Below are 8,787 nucleotides of genomic sequence, written 5' to 3' on the forward strand. Positions count from 1 at the left end.
CCGGAGAATCCGCGCCCTCGCGATGACCTGCCGCCGCCGGGCGGCTCCTGCCATTCGGCTACTTCAGTGAGATGGACCGGTCGACGAACTCGTCGGTGGCCACATCGGCGGGCTTGAGCCCCGGGGCGGGCGGCGTCCCGGCCGTGGTGAGCGCCGGGGTCAGGCGTCCGATCAGGCTCTGGACCCGGCTGGTGTCGAAGGTCCCGAAGACCCCGTCGGTGCCGTTGGCGACCAGCCCGAGCTCCTGCTGCCTGGTGTTCCCGTCCTCGAGCAGGCCGGTCGACAGCTCGTAGCCGGCGGTGTCCAGCTTCGAGGTGACCTCGATCATCAGGTCGTTGGCCCGCTTCGGGTCGGCCAGGTAGTCGACCATCGCGCGCTGGAACAGCGGCACGAGCGCCGTCAGGCAGTCCTGGCTGGCCGCCAGCTTGTCCTTGCGGACGGCGAGCACGTTCGCGTACGCCGGGTACTCGTCGCCGACGAGGACGTACTTCACCGGCTTCGCCCACTCCTTGACGTCGTGTTCGAGCCGGTACGGCTCGTCGGTGACGAACCCGACCTGGACGATGCCGCCGTCCTCGGCGACGAAACGGCTCACGCTACCGTCGTAGGAGTTGTCGACCTGGGACCGCTGCAGGAGGCCCTCGCCGATCAGGACGTTCATGTACGCCTCGTCGCCGACCAGCACGGTCCTGCCCGACTTGCCGATGTCGGCGACCGACTTGAAGTCGAGCGACGGATCGCCCCAGAAGAACATCAGCGGCGACTTCGCGTAGGGCGCGAGGACCGCGACCGACGGGTGCTCCGCGGAGTTGCGGATCACCTCGTCCAGGTCCAGGTAGCCGAGCAGGATGTCGTCGTCGGTCTCGAACAGCGACGACACCGAGTCGAAGCCGACCGCCGGCCCGCCGGAACGGATCTCGAGGTTCACCCCGGTGGCGCCGAGCGGCCCGGTCACCTTGAAATCACCCGTGTCGATCTTCGGATTCGCGCCGAGGAGCTGGTAGGTGGCGCCGTAGTCGACCTCCGGCCACCAGCTCGTCTGCACGACGACGGTGTCCGGGCAGACCCCCTTGAGCGGGGTGGTGTAGCTCGCCCCGGCGGCCGTCCCGCCGGCACCGCCGGCGGTCGCGGGCTCGTCCTGGGAGTCGCCGCAGGCGACCAGGCCGAAGGCCAGCCCCATGGAACAGACCAGGGCCGCCACCGTACGAAGTCTCGTCACGTGTGCTGCTCTCCTCGGCGCAGGAAGGAAGGGAGGAACGCGGGAAGCGGACCCAGGAGAGGCAAGTCGCCACAGTGACAACCGCATGCCGTATCCGTCACCCCCGATATGGGCGATAGCCTCCCACGTCCGACACGTCTCGGAGCAAGCGCCTCCCGGCTCACGCCTCCAGGAACCGCAGAACCGCCAGGACCCGGCGGTGGTCGGTGTCGGTGGGCGGCAGGTCGAGTTTGACGAAGATGCTGCTCACGTACTTCTCGACCGCGCTGTGACTGACCTTCAGCGCGGTGACGATGCCGTTGTTCGAGCGGCCCTCCGCCATCAGCCGCAGCACCTCCTGCTCGCGCGGCGTCAGCCGCTCCAGCGGGTCCGTGCGGCGCCGGACCATCAGCTGGGCGACCACCTCCGGGTCGAGCGCGGTGCCGCCCGCGGCCACCCGGCGCAGCGAGTCGAGGAAGCTCGGCACCTGGGCGACCCGGTCCTTGAGCAGGTAGCCGACGCCGCTGGTCCGGGTGGACAGCAGGTCGGTGGCGTACCGCTCCTCGACGTACTGGGAGAGCACCAGCACCGCGATCCGCGGGTACTGGCGGCCGATCACCAGCGCGGCCTGGATGCCCTCGTCGGTGTGCGTCGGCGGCATGCGGACGTCGACGACGACCAGCTCCGGCTGGTGCTCGCCCACCGCGGTCAGCAGTTCGTCGGCGTTCCCCACCGCCGCGGCGACCGTGAAGCCGCCGTCGGTGAGCAGCTTCGTCAGGCCGACCCGGATCAGCAGCGAGTCCTCGGCGATCACTACTCGCACGGCAGCTCCACGATGATCGATGTCGGCCCGCCGACCGGGCTGACCACGGTCATGGTCCCGTCCACGGCGGCGGCCCGTTGCGCGAGCCCACGCAGCCCGCTGCCACCGGCCGGACCGCCTGCCAGCGGGCCGTTTCCGGTCAGACGACCCGGCGCCGGGTCGTCTGCCGGCGGGCTGGCCGCACCGCCCCGGCCGTCGTCGCTGACGACGACCCGCAGCCGCTCGCCCACCCGCTCGACGACGACCCCGGCGCGGCTGGCCGCGGCGTGCCGGACCACGTTCGTCAGCGCCTCGGAGACCACGAAGTAGGCGATCGCCTCGATGCTCGGCGCGCACCGCCGGGGCAGGTCCACCCGCAGCTCTACCGGCAGCGGTGCCCGGGCGACTATCCCGGACAGGGCCGCGTCCAGGCCACGGTCGTTGAGCACCGCCGGGTGCAGGCCGCGCACGAACTCGCGCAGCTCAACGAGGGTCTCCGTGGCCTCGTCGTGGGCCTGCTCGATGGCGAGACGGGCCGCCTCGGGCGCGTCGGCGAGCGCCGCCCGGGCCATGCCCAGGTTCATCGCCAGCGACAGCAGGCGCTGCTGGGTGCCGTCGTGGAGATCGCGTTCGATGCGGCGCCGCTCGGCGTCGGTCGCGGCGACGATCTCGGCGCGGCTGCGCGCCAGCGCCTCGACCTGCCGGGCCAGCGTCTCCGCCCGGGTCGGCCCCAGCAGGCGGCGGGCCGCCCGCTCGTCGGCCCGGGCCACCGTGCAGGCCACCCGCGGCGCGGCCAGCAGCCAGCCGAGCGCCACCGCGATCCCGCCGGCGACCCCGGTGACCAGCGTCGACAGGTGGTAGCCGAGCTGGCGAGCGCTCCGGGCGGCGAGGCGTCCCCCCGACCGCGACGGCCGTGCGCCGCTCGACGGCCGTGCACCGCGCGCCGGCCGGCGTCCCGGAGCCTCGATGTCGACGTCCAGGAAGGTCGCGAAGCGGGCGCGCTGCATGCCGGCGAGCCCGCGCACCGCCGCCAGCGCGGCGAGCGGCCCGGCGGGGACGGCGACGACGTAGCCGACCGCGAGCAGCCAGTGCCCGGTCGGGCCCTCGACCAGGCTGTAGACCGCGGCCAGCCAGAGCACGGCGATGAGGCCGAGGACGGCCCAGGTCACGAGCCCGGCCAGCAGGCCGGCCAGGGTGTGCGCGGTGGCCCGGCCGGTGCCCGCGGCCCGCTGCGGCCAGCGGCGCGGCCGGCCCGGCACGACCTGTACAGATGTCACGGCATCGGCAGGTGTCACGGCATCCGTGGGTGTCACGGCGTCAACGGTAGGCAGCGGCCGTTCCGGGAGCCATGAGGTGCACCTGCCCGCGGGAGTGCGGAAAACCGCAGTCCCGACCGGCTGGCCGCCGCAGCGACGGGGCTGTCCGCCGCTGCGAGCGTCATCGTCACCGCACCGGGAGCACGCAGCACGGGAGGACAACAGCGGATGATCGAGGCACGCGGTCTCACCAAGAGATACGGGGAGAAGGTCGCCGTCGACGACCTGACCTTCACCGTCCGGCCGGGGATCGTCACCGGCTTCCTCGGGCCGAACGGCGCCGGCAAGTCGACGACCATGCGGATGATCCTCGGGCTCGACACCCCGAGCGGCGGGTCGGTCACCGTCAACGGCCGGCCGTACCGGGAACACACCGCGCCGCTGCGCGAGGCGGGCGCGTTGCTGGAGGCCCGGTCGGTCCACCCGGGCCGCGCCGCGCGCCTGCACCTGCTCGCCCTCGCCCGGAGCAACGGCATCCGCCGGTCCCGGGTCGACGACGTGATCGACGCGGTCGGGCTGCGCGAGGTCGCCTCCCGCCGGGCCGGCGGGTTCTCCCTCGGCATGTCGCAGCGGCTGGGCATCGCGACGGCGCTGCTCGGCGACCCCCGCACCGTCATCCTCGACGAGCCGCTGAACGGCCTGGACACCGAGGGCATCCGCTGGCTGCGCTCGCTGCTGCGGGAGCTGGCCGTCGAGGGCCGGACCGTCTTCGTCTCCTCGCACCTGATGAACGAGATGGCGCTGACCGCGCAGCACCTGGTGGTCATCGGCCGGGGCCGGCTGATCGCCGACACCACCGTGGCCGAGTTCGTCGGTGCCGCGGCCCGCGGCGGCGTGCTGGTGCGCTGCACCGCTCCCGACGAGCTGGCCCGCCGGCTCCGTTCACCCGAGGTGCGGGTCGAGACCGCGCCGGCGGTATCCGGCGCTGGTGCCGGACCCGGGGCCGGGGCCGGGACTGTGGCCGGGCCGGCGTCCGGCGGACTTCTCGTGACGGGGCTGAGCACCGACCAGGTGGGCATGGCCGCGGCGGCCGCCGGGATCACCGTCCTGGAGCTCACCGCCCGGCAGGCCTCCCTCGAAGAGGCGTTCATGCGTGTCACCCACGACGCGGTCGCCTTCCGCCCGACCACGATGACCGACCGTCCGACCTCGATGACCGGAGGACAGCGATGAACCCGACGACACCGGCCCCGCGCGCGCCGCTCACCTCGACGGCCACCCTGGCCGGTCACGTCCCGACGAACGCCCTGGACGGCTCCGCCCCGTCGCCGTCGGCGGTGACGCTGCCGGCGTACCACGACGAACAGCGGGTCACCTGGCCGCGGGTGGTCGCCTCGGAGTGGACGAAGCTGCGCTCGCTGCCGTCCACGCTCTGGTCGCTGCTTGCGGCCGTCGCGCTGGTCGTGGGGTTCGGCGTCGTCTACTCGATGGTCCGGGTGGCCCGGCCGCCGGTGGGGGCGGCGGACCTCGCCGGGTTCGACCCCACCAGCGTGAGCCTCGCCGGCGTGCAGCTGGCACAGCTGGCGATCGGCGTGCTCGGCGCGTTGATGATCACCGGCGAGTACGGCACCGGTTCGATCCGCGCCACGTTCGCCGCGGTCCCGCGCCGGACGCCGGTGCTGTGGGCCAAGGCCGTGGCGGTCGCGGTGGCCACCCTGGTGACGTGCGTCCCGGCAGCGATCGTCGCGTTCGTCGCCGGCCAGTCGATTCTGTCCGCCGAGCATCTCGACGTCGGTTTCGGCGAGCCGGGCGTCGCCCGCGCGATGGTCGGCTCAGGGCTGTACCTGGCGGCGATCGGCCTGCTGGGGCTGGGCCTCGGCGCGCTGGTGCGCAACAGCGCCGGCGCGGTCGCCGCCCTGTTCGGGACGCTGTTCGCGCTGCAGATCGTCGTCGGTCTCCTGCCGGAGGACACCGCGGACTCGGTGAACCGGTACCTGCCGGTCCCGGCCGGGTCCGCGCTCACCCTCGCCCGGCCGGACACGCTGTCGCTCGCCCCCTGGGCCGGCTTCGGTCTGCTGTGCGGCTACGTGGCCGTCCTGCTGGCCCTCGCCGCCCGCCGGCTGCGCCGCCGCGACACCTAGGATTCGGACGAGGCCCTGCGATCAGGGGGAAATCCCCACGAACGGGCGTCGCGACAGGATCTCGACGGAAAGGTTCCTAGGTGCCAGACGGGGACGACGGCGGACTCACAGCGCCGGGGCGGCCGGGGGTGGCCGGCCTGGAACGGCCGGGCGTGGCCGGCCCGGCGGCCCGGCCGCGGGGACGGGCGCGGGCGGGCGGTCTCGCCGCCCGGGCCGCACGGACGGTGCTGCCGCCGTTCGCGGTGTTCGCGGCCGTGATCGGCGTCTGGTACGCCGTCACCTACTGGTTCCTCGCCCCCCGCCGCCGGTTCCTGCTCCCCCCGCCGCACGAGGTCGTGTCCGAGGGTTTCCTGGACCGCCGCACCGCCGACGAGATCCTCACCGCGCTCGGCGGGACGGCGCAGGTCGCGCTCACCGGCCTCGCGATCGCCGCGGGCATCGGAATCCTCTCGGCGATTCTCATGTCACAGGCCCGCTGGATCGAGAACTCGTTCTACCCCTGGGCGATCCTTCTGCAGACGATCCCGATCCTGGCCATCGTCCCGCTGATCGGGTTCTGGCTCGGCTACGGATTCTGGTCTCGGACGGTGGTCTGCGTCGTGATCTCGATGTTCCCGATGATCACCAACACGCTGTTCGGCATCCAGTCCGTCGACGCCGGCCATCACGACCTGTTCACGCTGCGCCGGGTCGGGCGGTGGCGCCGGCTGCTCCGCCTCGAGCTCCCGAGCGCGCTGCCCGCGATCTTCGTCGGCCTGCGCATCTCGGCCGGCCTCGCGGTGATCGGCGCGATCGTCGGCGACTTCTTCTTCCGCCGCGGCGACGTCGGGATCGGCGCGCTCATCGACAACTACACCCGCGACCTGTCCTCCGGCCCGCTGTTCGCCGCGATCATCGTCTCGGCGCTGTTCGGCCTGGTGGTGTTCTGGTTCTTCGGCCTGGCCGCCCGTCTGGTCGTCGGCCCGTGGCACGACTCCGCCCACGGCTAACGCTGCACGCCCGGTGCGGCCGGTGCGGCCGGTAGGCCCGGAGCGGGCGTCGGGCCAGGATCCGCGGCCTCCAACCAGTACCGCCGGCGCTGGAAGGCATAGGTGGGCAGGTCGACCCGCCGGGCGCCGGTGCCCGCGAAGAACGCCCGCCAGTCGACGGCCTGCCCCCACTCGTACAGCGTGGCGGACGCCTCGGTGACAGCGCGGATCTCGGCGCGACCGGGCGGCAGCAGCACCCACGACTTCGCGCCGCGCGGGATGTCGACGCCGGCCTCGTCGCGACCCACGACCAGCACGTTCGCGGTGCCCGGGGGAACGCGGCACCCGGGCGACGCGCTGCGGGCACCCGCCGCCAGCAGTGCCCGCAGGTCGTCCAGCGACAGCGCGCCCCGCACGTACGCGGCCGCGGCCTCGCCCGCACCGTGCCCGACGACGGCGTCGGGCCGCACACCCCAGGACTCCAACAGCCGGCACAGCGCCACCTGTAGCGCCACCTGTGGCGCCGTCTGAAGAGCCGCCCCCGTGAGAGCCCCGCGGAGGGTCGCCCACTCCGCGCCGAAGGCCGGGAACGCGTCCGCCAGCGCGCGGCCGGCGCCGAGCCCCCACCCGCCCCCGCCGGGCAGCACGAGCACCAGCCCGGCTCCGGCGCGGCCGTCCAGGGCGGCGTCAGTGCTCTCCGGCGGGCCGGCGGCCAGAACGGTCAGGCCGCGCAGGAACTCCGCGCGGTCGTCGGCGACCAGCACCGCCCGGTGCGCGAAGGCGCTGCGGCCGGTCGCGAGCGAGAACCCGACGTCGGCCGGGAGGAGATCGGCCCGCTCGGTCACCAGGTCGAGCAGGCGCCGGGCCTGGGCCCGCAGCGCGGGCGCGGACCGGGCCGACAGCGGCCACGGCACCACCAGCCGGTCCACCGCGCGACCGGCCGTCCCATCCCCGGCTGCCGCGTCGGCGGGCAGCGGCTGATCCTGCTCGAGGATCACGTGCGCCAGTGTGCCGTTGGCGCCGAACGAGGAGACCCCCACCCGGCGGGGCCGGCCGGCGGTGTCCGGCCAGGGCACCGCTTCGGTCAGCAGCGCCACCGCGCCCTCGGACCAGTCCGCGTGCGGGGTCGGGGCGTCGACGTGCACGGTGCGCGGCAGGACGCCGTGCCGCATGGCCATCGCCATCTTGATGACGGCACCGGCGCCGCCGGCGGCCTGGGTGTGGCCCAGGTTCGACTTCAACGACCCCAGCCACAGCGGCCGGCCGGCGGGCCGTCCGCGCCCGTAGGTGGCCAGCAGGGCCGCCAGCTCGATCGGGTCGCCGACCGGGGTTCCCGTGCCATGGCCCTCGACCGCGTCGACGTCCGCCGCAGCGAGGCCGGCGTCAGCCAGCGCCCGGCCGATCAGCCGCTCCTGCGAGGCGCTGCTGGGCGCGGTGAAGCCGTTGGTCGCGCCGCTCTGCTCGACGGCGCTGCCGCGCACCACCGCCAGCACCGGATGGCCGTTGCGCCGGGCGTCGCCGAGCCGTTCCACCAGCAGCACACCCACCCCCTCGGAGATGCCGGTGCCGTCAGCCGCAGCGGCGAAGGACTTGCAGCGGCTGTCCGGGGCCAGGCCCTGCCCGTGCCGGGTCGTCTCCTCCCACAGCTCGGGGGTGGCCAGCACCGAAACCCCGCCGACCAGGGCGAGCGAGCACTCGCCGCGCCGCAGGGCCTGACCGGCCAGATGCAGGCCGACCAGCGAGGACGCGCACGCGGCGTCCAGCGTCACACACGGCCCCTCGAGACCGAGCGTGTAGGAGACCCGCCCGGACGCGATGCTGCCCGCGCTGCCGAAGTAGGCGTAGCCGTCAATGCCCGGGGGCGGTGGGCGCAGCCGGTACCCGTAGTCGTGGAAGATCACACCGAAGTACACGCCGGTGCGGCTGCCCCGCGCCGACCGCGGGTCTATCCCGGCGTGCTCGAAGGCCTCCCACGAGGTCTCCAGCAGCAGCCGCTGCTGCGGGTCGGTGGCCAGCGCCTCGTTCTCCGACATCCCGAAGAACTCCGGGTCGAAGTCGGCCGCGTCGTGCAGGAACCCGCCCCCGAAGCAGGTGAGGGCCGAGGTGTCCCAGCCCCGGTCGGTCGGGAACGGGGTGATGGCGTCGCCGCCGCCGGCGACGAACCGCCACAGCTCGTCGGGTGAGCGCACCCCGCCCGGGAAACGGCAGGCCATCCCGATGACCGCGATCGGCTCACCGGCCTGCGCGATCAGCCCCCGCAGCCGCTCGTTCTCCTTCATCGCCGCGCGCAGCGCCTCGACGAGGCGGTCGGGGGGGACAGTCACCAGGGGTAGAACGAGTTCTCGATCCAGCGGGCCTGTGACATGAGAATCGCCGAGAGGATTCCGATGCCCGCGGCGATCGCGAGGCCGGTGAGCGCGAC

Annotated in this window: 7 protein-coding genes and 1 pseudogene; 3 read left to right on the forward strand and 5 right to left on the reverse strand. The window is 74.0% G+C overall.

The window, feature by feature from the left end:
- Window positions 1–58 precede the first annotated feature (58 nt).
- The 3 genes from FMEAI12_RS16100 to FMEAI12_RS16110 all read right to left on the reverse strand — a co-directional run bounded on the left by FMEAI12_RS16100 (window position 59) and on the right by FMEAI12_RS16110 (window position 3,277).
- Window positions 59–1,219, reverse strand: coding sequence for a hypothetical protein (locus tag FMEAI12_RS16100; RefSeq protein WP_235014049.1), 1,161 nt, complete (start codon window positions 1,217–1,219; stop codon window positions 59–61).
- Window positions 1,220–1,379: 160 nt separating this feature from the next.
- Entirely contained in the window at window positions 1,380–2,021 is a 642-nt protein-coding gene (locus tag FMEAI12_RS16105; RefSeq protein WP_112106660.1) for a response regulator transcription factor, read from the reverse strand.
- A complete protein-coding gene (locus FMEAI12_RS16110; RefSeq protein ID WP_235014050.1) occupies window positions 2,012–3,277 on the reverse strand; it encodes a histidine kinase in 1,266 nt (421 codons plus the stop codon). The genes FMEAI12_RS16105 and FMEAI12_RS16110 overlap by 10 nt, the downstream gene beginning before the upstream one ends.
- A gap of 207 nt (window positions 3,278–3,484) precedes the next feature.
- Here FMEAI12_RS16110 and FMEAI12_RS16115 point away from each other — a divergent pair, with 207 nt between their 5' ends.
- The 3 genes from FMEAI12_RS16115 to FMEAI12_RS16125 all read left to right on the forward strand — a co-directional run bounded on the left by FMEAI12_RS16115 (window position 3,485) and on the right by FMEAI12_RS16125 (window position 6,386).
- Entirely contained in the window at window positions 3,485–4,489 is a 1,005-nt protein-coding gene (locus FMEAI12_RS16115) for an ABC transporter ATP-binding protein (protein ID WP_112106661.1), read from the forward strand.
- Window positions 4,486–5,397, forward strand: a complete 912-nt coding sequence (locus FMEAI12_RS16120) for an ABC transporter permease subunit (RefSeq protein ID WP_112106662.1) — start codon at window positions 4,486–4,488, stop codon at window positions 5,395–5,397. The genes FMEAI12_RS16115 and FMEAI12_RS16120 overlap by 4 nt, the downstream gene beginning before the upstream one ends.
- A gap of 80 nt (window positions 5,398–5,477) precedes the next feature.
- Window positions 5,478–6,386: an ABC transporter permease gene (locus tag FMEAI12_RS16125; protein ID WP_112106663.1), complete on the forward strand. Its 909-nt coding sequence runs from the start codon at window positions 5,478–5,480 to the stop codon at window positions 6,384–6,386.
- On the opposite strand, the gene FMEAI12_RS16130 is transcribed toward FMEAI12_RS16125, so the two are convergent.
- Window positions 6,383–8,689 carry a type I polyketide synthase gene (locus tag FMEAI12_RS16130; RefSeq protein ID WP_112106664.1) on the reverse strand — a complete coding sequence of 769 codons (2,307 nt, stop codon included), beginning with the start codon at window positions 8,687–8,689 and terminating at the stop codon, window positions 6,383–6,385. The genes FMEAI12_RS16125 and FMEAI12_RS16130 overlap by 4 nt on opposite strands.
- Window positions 8,689–8,787 (reverse strand): annotated as a pseudogene (locus FMEAI12_RS16135) (ABC transporter permease); the annotation flags it as partial. The gene FMEAI12_RS16130 and the pseudogene FMEAI12_RS16135, both read right to left, overlap by 1 nt.

Origin of the sequence: Parafrankia sp. Ea1.12, from assembly GCF_900465275.1 — a bacterium.
In the GTDB taxonomy this organism is placed as follows: Bacteria; Actinomycetota; Actinomycetes; order Frankiales; family Frankiaceae; genus Parafrankia; species Parafrankia soli.

Coding starts and splice junctions, on each gene's coding strand:
- FMEAI12_RS16120 (WP_112106662.1), top strand. CDS start 4,486: ATGAACCCGACGACACCGGCCCCGCGCGCGCCGCTCACCTCGACGGCC.
- FMEAI12_RS16115 (WP_112106661.1), top strand. CDS start 3,485: ATGATCGAGGCACGCGGTCTCACCAAGAGATACGGGGAGAAGGTCGCC.